Here is a 17,807-nt window from a genome sequence, read left to right on the forward strand (position 1 = left end):
CTGCAACTGCGTCCGGGTCACCAAGAGAAGATAACAAAGAAGGGCAGACAAGATGTCACTTACCGGTTTGGATCTCGTCATTATCATCGGTTATCTCGGACTGACCGTTGCAATCGGTATGTATATGTCCGGCCAGGCGTCGAAGAGCCTCAAAGGCTATGCGCTCGGCTCGAACAAGCTGCCCTGGTATGCGCTCGGCCTGTCCAACGCCTCCGGCATGTTCGACATATCCGGCACGATGTGGCTGGTATATCTGCTCTTTATCTATGGCCTGCAGAGCGTCTATATCCCGTGGCTGTGGCCGACCTTCAACCAGGTCTTCCTGATGATCTTCCTGTCGCTCTGGCTGCGCCGTTCCGGCGTCATGACCGGGGCGGAATGGATCGAATTCCGCTTCGGCAAGGGTGTTGGCTCGACCATGTCGCATCTCGTTGTCGTCGTCTTCGCGCTCGTTCTGGTGCTTGGCTACCTTGCCTACGGTTTTGTCGGGATCGGTAAGTTCGGTGCTGCCTTCATGCCGTGGCAGCTGTCACCCGATGCGCATCTGAACGAGATCTATTATGGCCTGATCGTCGTCGGCCTGACATCGCTTTACGTCATCAAGGGCGGCATGTTTTCGGTGGTGATTACCGAGGTCATGCAATATCTCGTCATGACCGTCGCCTCGATCGCGGTCGGCATCATCGCGATCCAGCAGGTCAGTCCGGAGCTTCTGGACAGCCTGACCCCTGATGGCTGGGCCGGCATCTTCCCCGGCTGGCGCCTCGATCTCGACTGGGGCGAGATCCTGCCATCGGCCAATTCCAAGATCGCCGATGACGGCTACGAACTGTTCCAGATCTTCCTTATGCTGGTCCTGTTCAAGGGTCTGCTGCAGAGCTTTGCCGGCCCGGCGCCGAATTATGACATGCAGCGCATCCTGTCCACGCGCACGCCGAAGGAAGCGGCGATGATGAGCGGTCTTGTCACCATCGTCCTCGCTCCGGTACGCTACATGCTGATCGCCGGTCTCGCCGTGCTTGCCATCGGCTTCTACATGACACAGCTGAACGCAATGGGTGGGGATGTCGACTTCGAACTGATCCTGCCATTCGTGTTGTCGAATTTCATCCCGGCCGGACTGCTCGGCCTGCTGATTGCCGGTCTCCTTGCCGCGTTCATGTCGTCCTTCGCAGCAACCACGAATGCCGCCCCGGCCTATGTCGTCAACGATATCTACAAGCGCTATATCAATCCGAACGCGTCGGAAAAGACTTTGGTCTGGATGAGTTATGCCGTTGCTGCGCTGTTCATCATCATCGGCACTGCGTTCGGCCTGTATGCAACCGATATCAACTTCCTGCTGCAATGGATCGTCTCGGCGCTCTATGGCGGCTACACGGCCTCCAACGTGCTCAAATGGTATTGGTGGCGGTTCAACGGGCAGGGTTATTTCTGGGGCATGGTCGCCGGTCTGATCTTTGCGATCCCGATGGCGTTCATGGACCTCAACGCGCTTCACGCTTTCCCGCTGATGCTGGCTGTCTGTATCGCTGCGGCCATCGCCGGCACGCTGCTGACCCCGCCGACCGACATGGAAACGCTCGAGAAATTCTACATCAAGACGCGCCCCTGGGGTTTCTGGGACCCGGTCCAGCAATCGCTTGTCGAGAAGGGGCAGGGCGTGCCCAAGAACCCGGATTTCTGGCGCGACATGATGAATATCGGTATCGGTCTGGTCTGGCATACCAGCCTGACCGCCGCGCCGATCTTCATGGTCATTCAGCACTGGACCGAGATGACCATCGCCATCGTCATCGCTGTCATTACCACGGCGGTGCTGAAATCGACCTGGTATGACAATCTGAAAGACTATGCCGAGGGAACGCCCCCGGAAAAGATCGAGGCAGAGATCGAAAAGGAAGGATACGCGAAATGATCAGCCAGCTGACCAGAATTTCCTGTGGCTTTGCTGCGTTCGGCATGCTCGCGCTTGCCGGATGTGCCGAGCCTGCGAACTCAAGCCAGTCGGATACCGGCAACGCCGATGCCGGAGAGGCGACGCCGGTCATTGCCGATTACGGCCAGCGCCGGGACGAGGTCCTCGCCCTGCTGGAGGAAGTCGGGGCAGCGGGCAACACGCTGTCCGGCCAGCAGGTCAACGAGTATGAAGTCTTCATCCCCTGCGACAGCTTCGATTTCATCGAGGAAATGACTGGCGAGATTCCGGCCGTGCTCGGCCTCGAGCTGATGTTCGCCATGGAGTATCAGGGCTATCGCGAATTGATGCTGGCGCATGCGCAGCGCCAGGCCGCCCGGGGCGGGCTCGTTACCTTCACCTGGCATGCCCGCAACCCGATCAAGGTCTGTCCGCGCGGGGAATATTACGAATGCTCGCAATATGCGATGACGGACGACGAGCTTGACCGCCTCCTCACGCCCGGGACGCGCGAGCACGCGCTGTGGCTGAAGGACCTCGATGCGACGGCGGAGATCCTGAAGGACTATACCGATCAGGGCATCACGCTGCTGTTCCGGCCGTTCCATGAGATGAATGGCGGCTGGTTCTGGTGGGGCCAGAAACAGCGCTATACCGATCTGTGGGCGATGACCTATGACCGCATCGCCACCCATCACGGCATCACCAACATGATCTGGGTCTGGGGCGCGGACAAGGGTGCCGAGGGCGCTGAACAATACTATCCGGGTGACGAAACCGTCGATTTCGTTGGTACGGACTTCTATGCGGCGGGCACGGATGATGCGCAATTCATGACCGGCTATGGCAATGTCCAGCCGCTGCACGGGAACGGCTTCATCGCGATCACCGAAGTCGGCGTGATGCCGAGTTACGAGATATTCCGGCAGATCCAGCCGCTCTGGTTCCTGCAATGGGGCGGCTCTTTCATGAACCCTGACTGGGACTATGCCGGCAATTGCGACCGGTGTTCGCCCAAGGGCCATGTGGAGGACGTCTATTCCTGGCCGGAAGTCCTGAATGTCGAGGAAATGCCAAAGACCGACCGTATGCGCGCGGCGATGGACCCGGTTGCCGCGCAGGAGGCTCCGAAAGAGTGCCCGCTTAGCCTGCTATGACGATTTTTATAATTCGTGCCCTGATGGAGTAATTCATGGCCAGACCTGATTTTCACGACCGACTTGCCCGCCTGAAACGGGAACATGAAGCCCTGATCAACCGACCGAACTATGTCGACGGTCTCGGCAATGGTATCTATGACCGATACATCTATCCGGTCGTCACCGCTGCCCACGCGCCGATCGAATGGCGCTATGATCTCAATCCGGACACCAATCCCTGGCTGATGGAGCGCATGGGGATCAACGCGGCCTTCAATGCCGGCGCGATCAAGTGGAACGGCAAGTACACGATGGTCGTGCGGGTCGAAGGGGATGACCGTAAATCCTTTTTCGCGCTTGCCGACAGCGACAGGCCGACCGAAGGCTTCCGCTTCCATGATTATCCGGTCCGACTGCCGCAGACCGATGAACCAGACACCAATGTCTATGACATGCGCCTGACGCAGCACGAAGACGGCTATATTTACGGCCTGTTCTGTACTGAGCGGAAGGACCAGGACAACCCCGATACCTCCGCCGCTGTCGCCAATTGCGGCATCGTGCGCACCAGGGATCTGGAAAGCTGGGAACGGCTGCCTGACCTGACGTCGCGTTCGGGCCAGCAGCGCAATGTCGTGTTGCATCCTGCGTTCGTGGACGGGAAATATGGTCTTTATACGCGCCCGCAGGATGGCTTCATTTCCGTCGGGTCGGGCGGTGGTATTGGCTGGGGGCTGACCGAGAGCATGGAAAACCCGGTCATCGAAAAGGAACAGATCGTCGATGGCAAGGTCTATCATACGATCAAGGAGGTCAAGAACGGGCAGGGACCGGCGCCGATCAGGACGGGCGATGGCTGGCTGCATCTCGCCCATGGGGTGCGCAACACGGCGGCGGGGCTGCGCTATGTCGCTTATCTGTTCATGACGGAGCTGGAGCGGCCATGGGTGAAGACCTACCAGCCCGCCGGTCACCTGATCGAGCCGCAGGGCGAGGAGCGCGTCGGCGACGTCTCCAACGTCATTTTCGCCAATGGCTGGATCGCGGACGATGACGGGTCGGTCTATATCTATTACGCCTCGTCCGACACGCGCATGCATGTTGCGCGCACGTCTGTTGATCAGCTGGTCGACTATGCCAGGAATACCCCCGCCGACCCGCTTTTTTCGCATCTGTCGGTCGAGCAGCGTTGCGAGCTGATCAAGCGCAACAGGGATCTTGTCTAGGCACCATGGATCGCACACTGATCACCTTGCGCGATGAGTTCAGGGCCGAGCTGGAGCGGATTGCCAGGTGGTGGGTGGCCCATGCGCCGGACGAGGTAAACGGTGGCTTCCATGGCCAGATCAACATGGACACCATGCCCGAACCGGGCGCGGAAAAGGGGTGCGTTCTCAATGCCCGCATCCTGTGGGCATTCTCTGAACTTGCCGCGTTCGACGACAGGGCTGACTACCGGGCCATGGCCGATCGCGCCTATGAGAGCTTCACACGCTCGTTTCTCGATCCGGTTCATGGCGGGGCATGGTGGTCACTGAATGCCGATGGCACGCCGGCAGACCGGCGCAAGCAGACCTATGCCCAGGGGTTCGGCATTTATGGACTGTGTGCCTATTACCACCTGACCGGCAGCCGGGATGCCCTCGAGCAGGCCCTGGAATTGGCGCGATTGCTCGAAGAGCGGACATATGACGCCGACAAGGGCGGTTATATCGAAGCCTTTGCCGAGGACTGGTCGCCGACCGGGGATGTGCGCCTGTCGGAGCGCGACCTGCAGGCGACGAAGACGATGAATACGCATCTGCATATTCTCGAGCCCTATACCGTGCTGTATCGCGTTCACCCGAATGATCACTCCCGCGAGCTGTTGCGCAAGAACATTATCCTGCTGACGGAGAAATTCATCGCGCCGCGCGGCACCCATCAGCGGCTGTTCTTCGACGGCGACTGGAAAAGCCTCAGCGACGAGGTCTCCTTCGGGCACGACATCGAGGCATCATGGCTGCTGCACGAAGCGCTGGAGGTGCTGGACGACCCGGAAATGACAGCGCTCTACCTGCCGCATGTGCGCCAGCTCGCTGAAGCCAGCCTGAGGGAGAGCCTGAACGCCTTCGGCGAGGGTATCTGCGAATTGGGCCATGATGGCCCGGAGCGTATCTATGAATGGTGGTGTCAGGCCGAGGCGCTGGTCGGTTTTCTCAATGCCTGGCAATTGACCGGCGAAACACGTTATCTCAGGGCGGTGACGGAAGTCTGGCAGTTCATCAAGTCCGATGTTCTCGACACGGAGAACGGCGACTGGCATGCCTATGCCGGCGATGTGCCCGACTACAGCAATCTCGGCTACAAGGCCGGGTTCTGGAAGGGGCCTTACCATAATTGCCGCGCCATGATGGAGTGCATCCGCCGTCTCAACGCGATGACAGGAGACCGAGAATGCTGAAACCAAGGAAGAATTCCTTCGCCTTCGGTACGTGGCGCTTTTCCACGGCCACCTATGACGATCTCGCCGAATGCCTGTCGATCTGCAAGGAGCATGGCATCACCCATATCGACACAGCCGATGTCTATGGCGGGGAGGAGGGGTTCGGCACGGTCGAGACCCTGCTCGGCCGCTTGCGCGCCGAAGCACCGGAGCTTTTCGAGGGAACGACGCTGGCGACGAAGATCGGCATCGAGTTCGGCAGCCCGTATAATCAGAGCCCGTCTTATCTGCGCGATGCCATGCGCGCCAGCCTCGACCGGCTGCAGATGGACAAGGTCGACCTGATCTATGTTCATCGCCCCGACAATCTCGCTCATCCGGCTGACGTCGCCGAGGTTCTGGACCGGTTCATTCTTGACGGCTTTGCCGAGAGCGTGGCCGTGTCCAACTTCACGCCGTGGCAGGTGACGGCGCTGCGCGTTTATCTGCAGACTGAGATTTACGCCCATCAGATCGAGTTTTCGCCCTTTTATGTCGCGCCCGTGTTTGAGGGGCTGCTGGACGATGCCATGGCCCACCGCACGCGGATCGCGGCGTGGTCGCCGCTTGGCGGCGGGCAGCTGTTTGGTGACAAGAACAACATGACAGCAGGCGTCTTGCGGGTTCGCGAAGTGATGGACGCGCTTGCAAAGGCCCACAACGCCACCCTTGCAGACATCGCCTATGCTTTCGTGCGCAAGCATCCTGCGGGGGCCGTGCCGATCATTGGCACGACAAAACCGGCCCGCCTGCGCGAGACGCTGGACGCTGCGCCCGTCAAGCTCGAGCGCAAAGAATGGTACCGCCTGCTGGAGGCCGGCCTTGGCCGCAAACTGCCCTGATCATTCTGTAGAGGGAGAACCGATGATGATCGTGAATAAACTCGCCCGGCCATTCGCCATCCTGGCCGCAGCCGGCCTGATGGCGTGCTCCGAACCTGCGCAGCCGGAAACCAATGCCGGCACGCCTGCGATCACGGCGGGGTCCGGCGCCCCCGTCGATCCGGAGCGCGGCGGCATGGCCGAAACACTCGAGGAAAGTGCCTTCGTCGCTGTCGACGGCATGCGGTTCACCCTCGAGGGCGAGGACTATGCCTATGTTGGAGCGAACATGTGGTACGGGGCTTATCTCGGTGCCGATACCGACTATGGCGACCGCGATCGCCTGATCCGCGAACTGGATTTCCTCAAGGCCAACGGCGTCACCAATCTGCGTGTGCTCGGCTCTTCCGAACTGTCACCGCTCGACAATTCCGTGCGCCCCACATTCCGCGACGAGACCGGCGCCTATAATGAGGAACTGCTGATCGGTCTTGATTTCCTGCTCGCCGAAATGGGCAAACGCGAGATGAAGGCGGTGATCTATCTCAACAATTTCTGGGAATGGTCCGGCGGCATGGTCACCTATCTTTACTGGACCAATGGCGGCGAGTTCATCAATCTCGGCGACCCGGCTCATCCATGGCCGGCTTTTGCCGTCTTCTCGGCCGGATTTTACCGGTCCGAGGCCGCGAACGAGCTCTATCGCGACTACATCGACACGCTGGTGACGCGCACAAACACCATAACCGGCATTCTCTACACCGATGACAGCGCAATCATGGCCTGGCAGCTGGCGAACGAACCCCGCTCCGGTGGCGGCACGCCGGAAGAAGAGCAGTATTTGCCGGACTTCTTTGCATGGATCGACGACACGGCGGGCTATATCAAGTCCCTCGATCCGAACCATCTCGTCTCCTCGGGCAATGAAGGCTCCATGGGGTGCGGCGGCAGCATGGGCTGCTTCATCGAGGCCCATGACACTGATAATATCGATTATCTCACCTTCCACATGTGGCCCAAGAACTGGGGATGGATGGATGCGACGGACATGGAAGGCACGTGGGACCGCACCGCGACCAGCGCCATGGACTATATCGAGACGCATATCGATGTCGCGCGGGAGATGGACCGTCCGCTGGTGCTGGAGGAGTTCGGCTTTGACCGTGACGGTGGCAGTTTCGACAAGGCAGCCGGCACGGAATATCGCGACCGCTTCTATACCATGGTGTTCGACCGCATCGAGGAAAGCGTTGCGGGTGGCGGCCCGCTCGTCGGGTCCAATTTCTGGTCATGGGGCGGCTATGGCGAGGCGGCCCATGACGATTACCTCTGGCAGAATGGCGACAAGAGCTATACCGGCGATCCGCCGCAGGAGCAGCAGGGCCTCAATTCGATATTCGCTGGCGATGACACGACAATCACTGTGTTGTCCGGGCATGCAGAGACCCTTGAACGCCTGACCGAATAACCAGCGGATTGGTGCTTTGCCTTCGCGGCCATGCGGATTATGCTGACCCGACGAATAATACGGGGTTGGATTCTTCATGGTCGATGTATCGGACAGTACCGATATAGAGGATGGCGAGCGTAAGCTGAGTGGTGCTGGCCTTGCCGGGACCAATCTCGAGCGCGCTGGCGGCTATAACCAGCGCGTCACCCTTCAGGCCATAAGGATTAATGGACCCGTGACCCGCTCCGAGCTTGTCGAGTTGACCGGGCTCACGGGGCCGGCGATTGCGAACATCACAAGGCGACTGCTCGATACCGGGCTGATCGAGAATATCGGTCGGGTGCAGGGGGCCCGTGGCCAGCCGGCGATGCGGTTCGCGATAAACCCCGATGGCCGCTTCGCCATCGGCCTGAATATCGACCGCGACTATGTCACCATGGTTGCCGTCGATTTTTACGGCCGGATCAAGGCGCGGGCGACGACCAACCGCAAATTTGCGATGCCCGACGAGGTCGGTGCCTTTTTCAGGGACAATCTCGAGCTCTTCTTCATCCGCGACGGGATCCCCCGCAGCAAGGTCATGGGCGTCGGCATCGCCGTCCCGGATGATCTTGGTACGATCGAATCGAACGATCGTCCGCCAGCCTATGAGGCCTGGGCAGGATACGACCTGAGGGAGATGATCCATGCCGTCGCCGACTATCCCGTGTTTATCGAAAACGACGCGGCGGCGGCGGCTATCGGTGAACTGCAGTTCGGCCATGGATTGCAGTCGTCCAATTTCCTCTATCTTCTCGTCACGTCAGGCCTCGGCGCAGGCCTTGTCGTCGAGGGCAGCTATTTCCGGGGCGCGCACGGGCGAAGCGGAGAACTGGGTTTCCTGCCGGTTTCCTCACCCCTGACAAAGGCAAAAACCCTGTCGGAGGTCGTCTCCGTTGCCGGGCTCAAAAGCCACATGGCCAGCCGCAGTCATCCGCTGGCGCGATTGGCAGACGTGGAAGGCTTGCAAGGCGCGGCGAAGACAGCCTGCGACGAATGGCTTTCGCTGGCGGTCGAGGCGTTGACCGGACCGATCATCTCCACGGTCTACCTGATGGATCCCGATGCGGTTTACATCGGCGGTCGCCTGCCCCGGTCCCTGATCGACAGGATGGTCGCCAGCCTCAACGACGCCATTGCCGCACGAGGCGTGAAAATACCGCCATCGTTCCGTGTCGCGAGTGCGGCGCTGTCGGCCGACGCGCCGGCCGTGGGTGCGGCGATCATGCCGTTCTCGGATATGCTGCTGCCGAACCGCGCCTCCCTGATGAAGGCGGTTGCGGCTGATTAGGTTTGGCAGGGGACTTTCCGGTTCTGGTCCCTTTACAGCGTCACTGCACGATGGGATGCAAGGTCATGCCCAGATTATTCGTTGCCTTCGGCCTGCCGCAGACGCTTCGTGACAGCCTCGCCCTGACACGGGGAGGGCTGGAACGGGCCAGATGGGTCGATCCGTCCGATTATCATGTCACGCTGCGCTTCATCGGCGACGTCAATAACGCCGATGCCGACAGGCTCGCCGGTTCCCTCGAAATGGTCGAAGCGGAAGCATTTACCGCGGGCATGGACGTGTATGGCAGCTTTGGCGGCGACAAGCCGCGAATCGCGTATCTCGGCGTTTTTCAGGACCCTGCCTTGGTGTCCTTGCAGCAGAAAGTCGAGATCGCGTGCCGCACCGCCGGGTTTGAGGCGGAAGCGCGCAAGTTCACGCCACACATCACCATCGCCAGGCTGGGCAAGACAAGGCCAGGCGACCTCGCCGCATGGCTGTCATCGCGCATGCCGCCAGTGCCATCATCCTTCCGCGTGGACAGCTTCAGCCTCTACAGTGCCCGAACCGGCGGCGGCGGGCCGTATCATCCGGTTGTCGACTATCCGCTCGGTTGAGCGGGACTACTCCCCGTAGAGATAGATCTCCGGCACCGGCAGCGCGTCATGTTCCTGCTGCCAGACGAGGGAGGCGATTTTCCATCCCTCCTCATCACGGACGAGCTGGAAGGAGTTGATCCCGCGCATGAACGGGTCGCTGTCATCGGCGGACCTCAGGGCCTCGTAAGTCGAGAAGACCTGTGCGATGCCGCCATAAGCGTGGACGGTGCGGTCAATTTCTGTCTCGAAGAAGCCGTTCTGTTCCAGCCATGGGCCGCTTCGCTCGACATAGTCTTCCGGGGTCAGGACACGCGGTGGCTGGTCCGGCTGATGCAGGGCGGTCATCTGCGCCCCATCGGTAAACAGAGAGCGGAAACAGGTCCAGTCGCGCTTTTCGCCTGCCGGTCCGGAAATGACCGCATAGGTCCGCGCAATAAGACTGTCGATATTTGTGCCAGCATCGGGGCACCCTCGATCCTCGCCGGTCTGTTGACCGTGAGCCAAGGGCACAATCGCAACGCTGACAGCGATCGCCGCGGCGATAGATCGGAAGGGTCTGAGATGATCTGGCTGCATGCGTGATAATCCCCCTGTCTCGAACCCGGACAGCCCGAACCCGGAAAGCCAGAATATCATCAATTGCGAGGAGTGAAAGTGGAGGCCACGGCCGGAATCGAACCGGCGTACACGGCTTTGCAGGCCGCTGCGTCACCACTCCGCCACGTGGCCGTCCCGTGAAATGGTGAATGCGTGTCATAGCCCCGGGGATCGTATCAGTAAAGCGGGAATAGATGGCGCGGCGCAAAATTGTCTCGGGAGGAAGGCGTTGCCTCAGCCGCCAGACAGGGCTAAGAGCTACACGTTGATCCAACAGAGCCAGGGCCGGTCGCAGGCCGTCAAGGCCCAAGAGAGACGACAGAGAAACGACATGGATTTTGCAGCCGCTCGGAAGCATATGGTGGACAGTCAGGTCCGTCCGAACGACGTCACCGATATTGACCTGCAGCTGGCGATGGAATCGCTGCCGCGCGAGAAATTCGTGCCGTCCAACCGCAAGTCACTGGCCTATGCTGAACTCGGCATCGAACTGTTTCCGGGCCGCTGGCTGCTCCAGGCGCGCGACTTCTCCAAGCTGATCCACGCCGCGGGCATCCGCAAGGGTGATCTCGTTCTCGATGTCGGCTGTGGCTACGGTTATTCCTCCGCCGTCATTGCCCGCCTTGCCGGCATGGTGGTTGCGCTCGAAGAAGACGAGGCTATCGCCGGCGACGCGGAAAAACGAATCGCCGCGCTCGGCATCGACAATGCCGTGACGGTAGATGGCCCGCTGACCGACGGCATGACCAATCAGGGCCCGTATGATGTCATCACCATTGCCAATGGCGGTATCGCCGAGCGGCCGGTCAAGCTGCTGGACCAGTTGAAGACCGGTGGCCGGCTCGTCGCCATCTGGGTCAATGGCGGCATCGGCCGTGCGACCGTCTATACCAAGTCCGCCGAGGCGATCGGCGATCGCTTCGTTTTCGAGGCGCAGCCGCCGGGCATCCTGCCGGGCTTCAAGCCGGCGCCTGCCTTCACCTTCTGACACCACACAGTTTGTGTCCTGTCCGCTGACATTGACAAGATGTTGAAAAATTAGGGTTGATAGGCGTCGCGAAGCACCGGAATAGTTAACCATAGATTAACGCAGGAACCGAGTGTATGGCGAACCCTCAAGCAGAACCGAGCATGGATGATATCCTCGCATCGATACGGCGTATCATTGCCGAGGAGGACGAACCCGCGCCGAAAGCCAGAAGCGTTCGCAAGGCTCCGGAACCGGTCAGCCGCGAGCCGGTAAGCCGCAAGGCGCCCGAGCCCGTTCAGGTATCGGAGCCCGAAGAAGCAGAAGACGACATCGAGGATGAAGCGGTCGCTGCTGCGCCCGGCTTTGAGGAAGATGACGATTCTGATTTCGATATCGCCGAGGATGACGGGATCGAGGCAGCCGCGGCTGAAAGTGCCGAAGCTGACGACGAGCCTGACTATGGCAGCGATGATGACCTTGATTTCGATGTCTTTGACCATGACCTCACCGCCGACGCTGCGACTGCGGACGTGACTGTCGAAGAACAGGACGTCGAGGATGCAGTAGCGCAATCACCTGCCGACTCAATCGGCTCCCTTACAGAAAGAGTTGAACAGACCATGTTGAGCAAAGCTTCCGCCGGTGCCGCTGCGAGTGCCTTCAAGCATCTGGAACAGAATGTCCGCGTCGCCAACAGCAATTCGGCGACCCTTGAGGACATCATCGAGAAGATGCTGGAGCCGATGCTGCAGCAATGGCTCGACGACAACCTGCCACGCATCGTCGAGGAAAAGGTCGAGGAAGAAGTGCGCCGGCTCGCCCGCCGCCATTAGGCTCAACCGACTTTACAGCAAGCGTCTACGGCTGCCTCCGGGCAGCCGTTTTTTTATGAACCCTTGCAAAATGAAAAAAGGGCCGCCTCCCATGGGAAGCGGCCCTGTCGTCGTTCATATGAAACGATGGCTTACCAGATGCGCACCCGGGCGTCAGGCGCGAGATACAACTCGTCGTCCTCGGCAACCTCGAACGCGTCATACCACGCATCCATGTTACGCACGACGCCATTCGTTCTGTACTCGGACGGAGAGTGCGGGTCAGTCGTCAGGCGGTTCTTCAGCTCTTCCTCGCGATATTTGCGCTTCCACACCTGGGCCCAGGCCATGAAGAAGCGCTGGTCGCCGGTATAGCCATCGAGCACCGGTGCTTCCTCGCCATTGAGCGACAGCTTGTAGGCGTCATAGGCCATGGTCAGGCCGCCAAGGTCACCGATATTCTCGCCCATGGTCAGGTTCGGATCGACGAAGAAGCCCTCGATCGGCGAGTAAGTTTCGTACTGGGCACCAAGCGCCGCGGTTTTTTCCTCGAAGGCTTCCGCATCTGCTTCGGTCCACCAGTCGCGCAGCAGGCCTGTACCATCGGACTTGCGTCCCTGGTCGTCGAAGCCGTGCCCGATTTCGTGGCCGATCACGGCACCGATACCGCCGTAATTGACGGCATCGTCAGCTTCCGGATCAAAAAACGGTGCCTGCAGGATAGCCGCCGGAAAGACGATCTCGTTCATCGGCGGATTGTAATAGGCATTGACGGTCTGCGGATTCATGAACCATTCGGAGCGATCGATCGGCTTGCCGAGCTTGGAAATCATGTCGTTCCATGCCCAGACTCCTGCGCGCCGCTGGTTGCCGAATGCATCACCCTCGATCACTTCCAGGTCGGAGTAATCCGTCCATTCATCCGGATAGCCGATCTTGGTGTTGAAGGCATCGAGCTTGTCGAAGGCTTCCTGCTTGGTCTCCTCCGTCATCCAGTCGAGATTTTCCAGACGCATACGGAAGGCGGCCTTCAGATTGTCGACCAGCTCTTCCATCTTGGCTTTGGATTCGGGCGGGAAGTGATCTTCGACATAGACCTGACCGACGGCCTCGCCGAGCGTTCCGTTGACTGCGGCAACGCCGCGTTTCCAGCGCTCGCGCTGTTCGGTTACGCCGCGCAACTTGGTCCCGAAGAAGGCGAAATTCGCATCGTCGAATTCGCTCGGCAGCACGTCCGCATTGGTGGAGATCAGGTGGAGCCTCATATAGTCCTTCCACACTTCGACCGGCGTTTCGGCAAAGATCCCGGCTGATGCCTGGATAGCGTCGTTCTCGCGCAGGACGAATTGGGTCTCGCCGCCAAGGCCGGCCTCGTTCAGCATCAGCGGCCAGGGGAAGTCGGGTGCATAGGTCTGGAGTTCTTCGGCGGAGACGAGGTTGTAGGTCAGGTCGCGCTCGCGGCGCTTGGCCGGTTCCCAGTGGACCATGGCCAGCTCATTTTCCAGATCGTATACCGCATTGGCGCGTTCCTGCGCGTTGTCCATGCCGGCCATGGTCATCAGATCGGCCAGATAGGCCCTGTAGGCTTCGCGTTCTTCGGCAAAGCCTTCATCCGTATAGTAACCCCTGTTGGGCAGGCCGAGACCGGACTGGGTGAGATAGGTGATGTAGCGGTCAGGCTGTTTGGAATCGACATTGACGAAAGGCGAGAAGGGTGTGCTGACGCCCAGTTGCGGGTCGCCGAAGGCGCGGGCGACATCGTCATGGCTCTCGAGCGCGTCGATCGCTGCCATGTGGTCGTCCAGAACGGACAAGCCTTTTTCGTTGATCGTCCCGGTGTCGAGATAGCTGGCGTAATAGTCGCCGATCTTCTGCTCGACCGAGCCCTGCGCCGCATCGGAAGATGCTGCCGATTCGATAATATTCTTCACCCGCTCTTCGGAGCGTTCGAACAGCACCGTAAACGAGCCATAGTTGGAGAACTCGGCCGGGATCTCGAATTCGTCGAGCCACTGGCCGTTAACATAGCGGAAGAAGTCGTCGCCGGGATCGATCTCGGTCTTCATGTCCGACAGTTCGATGCCGAATGTCCCGAGCTCCGGGCCCTCTCCCTGATCGACGCCATACGCCTCGACGCCTTCCGCCTCGTAGTCGGTCTGATTTTCGGGGGCAGCCGTCTGGTCGCTCGTCGTCTCGTTGCCGCAGGCAACCAGAGCCAGCGCCGCAACGCCGCCTAAAAGAAATTTCTTCATGCCGTTACTCCTTCGGATAGAAAAATCGGGATTACCGGTCCATTGGGGCCGAGAACCTACTAATTCGTGCGTTTATCACAATTGGGTCGGTATTAATACGTGGCAATCTCTGTGGCCAGACCAGCAGCACGCAGGTTTTCGATGATCCGGTCGAGATGCGGGCGGTCATTGGTCTCGACCGAAATGTCGAGATAGGTTGCCTTTGCAGGCAGGTCATTGAAGATGCGGTGGTAGGAAACGTCGATGACGTTGCCGCCGGCCTTCGCGATGATGTCGGCGACCTTGGTCAGCTGGCCGGGTACGTCAAGCAGTTCGATCCGCAGCCGCGCCATGCGGCCCTGACGGGCGATATCGCGCATCAGGATCGAGGAGAGCAGGCGGGTATCGATATTGCCACCGCAGATAACCGTGCCGACTTTCCTGCCTGCGAATATTTCAGGATTGGCGAGGATCGCGGCAAGCCCGGCAGCGCCGGCGCCTTCAGCCAGTGTCTTCTGGACATTGAGATAGAGGCTGAGAGCGCTTTCCAGTGCCCGTTCATCGACCATGACGATGTCGTCGACGAGAGCGGCGATCAGCTGTCTCGTCAGCTTGCCGGGTTCGCGGACGGCGATGCCTTCGGCCAATGTCATGCCGCCAACAGGATTGTCCTGGTCTTTCAAGAGGTTGAGCATGGAAGGGTACAGCTGTGCCTGAACCCCGATAACCTTGATATCGGGCTTGATCCGGCGCGCGGCGATGGCAATGCCCGATAGCAGCCCGCCGCCGCCGATCGGCACGACAAGAATGTCGAGATCGGGCACGGCCTCGAGCATTTCCACGCCGATCGTGCCCTGGCCCGCTATCACATGCGGGTCGTCGAAGGGGTGGACGAAAGTCAGCCCGTCTTCGTTGCATTTGCGCCGGGCGACCACATTGGCGGAATCGTAATCATCGCCATCGAGAATCACATTGGCGCCAAGCGCTTCTGTTTGCTGCACTTTCACGTAAGGCGTATGGCGCGGCATGACGATCGTCGCGTTGATGCCGAGCGTGGCCGCATTGCGGGCAACGCCCTGGGCATGGTTGCCGGCCGAGGCGGCGATGACACCGCGCTTTTTCTCGTCTGCCGTAAGGCTCAGCAGCTTGGCGAGCGCGCCGCGCTCCTTGAAGGCGCCGGTATATTGAAGGTTTTCATATTTGACGAACAACTCGCAGCCGGTCAGCGTGCTGAGCTTTTCGGCTTTCATGCAGGGGGTAATCGCAATCGATTTCCAGGCCGGATGTTCCCGGTAGAGGATCGATTTGAGATCGCTGTCGGACAGGCCGGGCAGGGCTCTGTCCTGGGGCATGGCAGAACTGGTCATTTTGGCGGTCATGATTATCCCTTTATCGCGCGTCAGTCCCATTATCCATGACAAACTTCCCAAAAGCCCTGCGCATCGTCGAATTATGATGAAATTTTTGTGACCTATTGTATTAGTATGCTGGCACGGCTATATCGCCAGCATGACAGACGAAGACAAGCAAACCGCCATTGCCGAGCTGTGCGAGGCTCTCCTCGAAATCCAGACCAGGGAAGAGGCGAACGCCTTCCTGCGTGACCTGTGCACACCCGGTGAATTGCTGGCTGTATCAGAGCGCTGGCGTATCGCCCGTATGCTCGATGCCGGGGGAAAGTCCTATCGCGACATTGCGCGGGCGACCCATGCCAGCACCACCACCGTCGCCCGCGTCGCGCGCTTCCTCAGGGACGAACCGTGGCGGGGCTACCGCATCATTCTGGACCGTATGCAAAAGACATCAGGAAAAACCGATGAGTAGCAGTGATTCCATCCTCCGCCTTACCATTCAGAAAAAAGGCCGGCTCGCCGATGGCTCCTTCGAGCTTCTGAAGCGCTGCGGGCTGACGATCAGCCATGGCAAGGACAAGCTCTATGCCCGCGTCGAGGAAATGCCGATCGATGTGCTTTTGGTGCGTGACGACGATATTCCTGCCTTTGTCGCGGACGGGGCGAGCGATATCGGCATCATCGGACAGAACGTCTATGACGAGCAGCGCCTGACCGGCGATGCGGTCTTGCCGGAAGAGCCCGAAATGCGTCTTGGCTTTTCCGGCTGCCGTCTGTGTATCGCCGTGCCCAAGGGCGAGAGCTATGACGGGCCCCAATGGCTGGAGGGCAAGCGCATCGCCACGTCCTATCCGGGTATAACGCAGGCCTGGCTGAAAGAGCAGGGCATCAGCGCCCGCACGGTCGTCATGAATGGTGCGGTGGAGATCGCCCCGCGCATGAATATCGGCGAGGCGATCTGCGATATCGTGTCGACCGGTGCGACGCTGGATGCCAACGGCCTGATGCCGGTTGAGACGATTTACCGGTCCGAAGCGATCCTGATCAAATCGCCGCACAAGCTGAGCGATGCCAAGCAGGCGGTCTTCGATGCCCTCCTCAAGCGCATTCACGGGGTGCAGGAGTCGCGCGAGGCGAAATACATCATGATGAACGCGCCGCGTTCGGCGATCGAGGAAATCACGGCCATGCTGCCGGGCTCGGATGCGCCGACGATCCTCAATCTTGCGGGCGACGAGTCGAAGGTTGCGATCCACGCCGTTTGCCGCGAAAGCGTTTTCTGGGAGACGCTGGAGAACCTGAAACGGCTCGGTGCCAGTGCGATCCTGGTCCTCAATATAGAGAAAATGATGGCGTGAACCCTGGCTTCCGGTTCCCGCTTTAAAGCGCTTACCAGGAGCATCTTTCATTTTCTCATAGATTGGAACGAACTGTTTCGGAGGACGTTGTCATGTTAATGATGAGTGAATCACAAACGATCAAGAAGACCCTGCTATTGCTGACCCAGGAAGAGATGGACCTCATCGACCTCTGGCGTCTGGAGAACCGTTTCACCTCCCGCACGGCGGCCATACGCGCGCTGATCGGGCGTGGATGCCGCGATTATTTCTCCGAGGACGAGGACGATCGCGGCACGACGTTGATCGACGTGCAGGACGAGGCACCATCGGTCTCGGGTTGACCGCAATCAACCGCCTGTTTCCCGCGCAGAAACGGAAAAACACCTGCCGTATATTTCCCTCTCGCCTGCCGTCAGATTTCGGTTGACCGGGGCATCGCAAAATCCTACTAAACGCGCTCTTTCGGAGCGATTGCCGCGGTAGCTCAGTGGTAGAGCGCACCCTTGGTAAGGGTGAGGTCGAGAGTTCAATTCTCTCTCGCGGCACCAGCTCCCTGATCTGACATCAGTAATCATGGGAGCCAGACTTGAGCGTGAACCGGTCCGACACGACGGACGAGAAAAGCCCGCCAGACTCCACAAGGCATGATGGCAACAGCCAGCCTGAAAATGAACAGTCAGGCGACAAACCAGCGCCCAAATCGTCATCCAGAAAAAAGCCGACCAAGGAAGACAGACTGGCCGAAGCCCTGCGCTCAAATCTGCGCCGGCGCAAACAGGCCGGGCGCAGGAACGAGGACTGAACT

Annotated in this window: 17 protein-coding genes and 2 tRNA genes; 15 read left to right on the plus strand and 4 right to left on the minus strand. The window is 59.7% G+C overall.

Going from position 1 to position 17,807, the window contains the following annotated elements:
* The first annotated feature begins 52 nt into the window (after window positions 1–52).
* The 8 genes from IEV88_RS03450 (at window position 53) to thpR (ending at window position 9,718) form a co-directional block, all read left to right on the plus strand.
* Window positions 53–1,918, plus strand: coding sequence for a sodium:solute symporter family protein (locus tag IEV88_RS03450; RefSeq protein ID WP_188159882.1), 1,866 nt, complete (start codon window positions 53–55; stop codon window positions 1,916–1,918).
* Entirely contained in the window at window positions 1,915–3,075 is a 1,161-nt protein-coding gene (locus IEV88_RS03455; protein WP_188159883.1) for a glycoside hydrolase family 26 protein, read from the plus strand. Before IEV88_RS03450 ends, IEV88_RS03455 begins: the two co-directional genes overlap by 4 nt.
* Window positions 3,076–3,110: 35 nt before the next feature.
* A complete protein-coding gene (locus tag IEV88_RS03460) occupies window positions 3,111–4,283 on the plus strand; it encodes a glycoside hydrolase family 130 protein (protein ID WP_188159884.1) in 1,173 nt (390 codons plus the stop codon).
* A 5-nt stretch (window positions 4,284–4,288) separates the two neighbouring features.
* The gene (locus IEV88_RS03465) at window positions 4,289–5,500 is read left to right on the plus strand and encodes an AGE family epimerase/isomerase (protein WP_188159885.1); all 1,212 of its coding nucleotides are present in this window, start codon (window positions 4,289–4,291) and stop codon (window positions 5,498–5,500) included.
* Window positions 5,494–6,363 (plus strand): aldo/keto reductase, encoded by an 870-nt coding sequence (locus IEV88_RS03470; RefSeq protein ID WP_188159886.1) that lies wholly within the window; start codon window positions 5,494–5,496, stop codon window positions 6,361–6,363. The genes IEV88_RS03465 and IEV88_RS03470 overlap by 7 nt, the downstream gene beginning before the upstream one ends.
* A gap of 22 nt (window positions 6,364–6,385) precedes the next feature.
* Window positions 6,386–7,810 carry a glycoside hydrolase 5 family protein gene (locus IEV88_RS03475; protein WP_188159887.1) on the plus strand — a complete coding sequence of 475 codons (1,425 nt, stop codon included), beginning with the start codon at window positions 6,386–6,388 and terminating at the stop codon, window positions 7,808–7,810.
* A 76-nt stretch (window positions 7,811–7,886) separates the two neighbouring features.
* Entirely contained in the window at window positions 7,887–9,122 is a 1,236-nt protein-coding gene (locus IEV88_RS03480) for an ROK family transcriptional regulator (RefSeq protein WP_188159888.1), read from the plus strand.
* Window positions 9,123–9,187: 65 nt separating this feature from the next.
* Window positions 9,188–9,718 carry an RNA 2',3'-cyclic phosphodiesterase gene (gene thpR, locus IEV88_RS03485; protein ID WP_188159889.1) on the plus strand — a complete coding sequence of 177 codons (531 nt, stop codon included), beginning with the start codon at window positions 9,188–9,190 and terminating at the stop codon, window positions 9,716–9,718.
* Window positions 9,719–9,724: 6 nt separating this feature from the next.
* Here thpR and IEV88_RS03490 read toward each other — a convergent pair whose 3' ends face one another.
* Together IEV88_RS03490 and IEV88_RS03495 are read right to left on the minus strand one after the other, a co-directional pair.
* Window positions 9,725–10,276, minus strand: a complete 552-nt coding sequence (locus tag IEV88_RS03490) for a nuclear transport factor 2 family protein (RefSeq protein WP_188159890.1) — start codon at window positions 10,274–10,276, stop codon at window positions 9,725–9,727.
* A gap of 79 nt (window positions 10,277–10,355) precedes the next feature.
* Window positions 10,356–10,429 (minus strand) — tRNA-Cys (locus IEV88_RS03495).
* 199 nt (window positions 10,430–10,628) lie between these two features.
* On the opposite strand from IEV88_RS03495, the gene IEV88_RS03500 reads away from it, so the two are divergent.
* Together IEV88_RS03500 and IEV88_RS03505 are read left to right on the plus strand one after the other, a co-directional pair.
* Window positions 10,629–11,285 (plus strand): protein-L-isoaspartate O-methyltransferase family protein, encoded by a 657-nt coding sequence (locus tag IEV88_RS03500; RefSeq protein ID WP_188159891.1) that lies wholly within the window; start codon window positions 10,629–10,631, stop codon window positions 11,283–11,285.
* A gap of 143 nt (window positions 11,286–11,428) precedes the next feature.
* Window positions 11,429–12,100 carry a DUF2497 domain-containing protein gene (locus tag IEV88_RS03505; protein WP_188159892.1) on the plus strand — a complete coding sequence of 224 codons (672 nt, stop codon included), beginning with the start codon at window positions 11,429–11,431 and terminating at the stop codon, window positions 12,098–12,100.
* 131 nt (window positions 12,101–12,231) lie between these two features.
* Here IEV88_RS03505 and IEV88_RS03510 read toward each other — a convergent pair whose 3' ends face one another.
* Complete coding sequence (locus IEV88_RS03510; protein ID WP_188159893.1) at window positions 12,232–14,331, minus strand: M13 family metallopeptidase; 2,100 nt, start codon at window positions 14,329–14,331, stop codon at window positions 12,232–12,234.
* 92 nt (window positions 14,332–14,423) lie between these two features.
* Window positions 14,424–15,689, minus strand: coding sequence for a threonine ammonia-lyase (locus tag IEV88_RS03515; protein WP_206711334.1), 1,266 nt, complete (start codon window positions 15,687–15,689; stop codon window positions 14,424–14,426).
* 130 nt (window positions 15,690–15,819) lie between these two features.
* On the opposite strand from IEV88_RS03515, the gene IEV88_RS03520 reads away from it, so the two are divergent.
* The 5 genes from IEV88_RS03520 to IEV88_RS03540 all read left to right on the plus strand — a co-directional run bounded on the left by IEV88_RS03520 (window position 15,820) and on the right by IEV88_RS03540 (window position 17,804).
* On the plus strand, window positions 15,820–16,134 hold the full coding sequence (locus IEV88_RS03520; protein ID WP_188159894.1) for a YerC/YecD family TrpR-related protein: 315 nt from the start codon (window positions 15,820–15,822) through the stop codon (window positions 16,132–16,134).
* The gene (gene hisG, locus IEV88_RS03525) at window positions 16,127–17,020 is read left to right on the plus strand and encodes an ATP phosphoribosyltransferase (protein ID WP_188159895.1); all 894 of its coding nucleotides are present in this window, start codon (window positions 16,127–16,129) and stop codon (window positions 17,018–17,020) included. Before IEV88_RS03520 ends, hisG begins: the two co-directional genes overlap by 8 nt.
* 101 nt (window positions 17,021–17,121) lie before the next feature.
* Window positions 17,122–17,343 carry a hypothetical protein gene (locus tag IEV88_RS03530; RefSeq protein WP_188481193.1) on the plus strand — a complete coding sequence of 74 codons (222 nt, stop codon included), beginning with the start codon at window positions 17,122–17,124 and terminating at the stop codon, window positions 17,341–17,343.
* A gap of 132 nt (window positions 17,344–17,475) precedes the next feature.
* Window positions 17,476–17,550 (plus strand) — tRNA-Thr (locus tag IEV88_RS03535).
* Window positions 17,551–17,588: 38 nt separating this feature from the next.
* Window positions 17,589–17,804: a hypothetical protein gene (locus IEV88_RS03540; RefSeq protein ID WP_188159897.1), complete on the plus strand. Its 216-nt coding sequence runs from the start codon at window positions 17,589–17,591 to the stop codon at window positions 17,802–17,804.
* The last annotated feature ends 3 nt before the right edge of the window (window positions 17,805–17,807 follow it).

The organism is Aquisalinus flavus (genome assembly GCF_014640095.1).
GTDB lineage: Bacteria > Pseudomonadota > Alphaproteobacteria > Caulobacterales > Parvularculaceae > Aquisalinus > Aquisalinus flavus.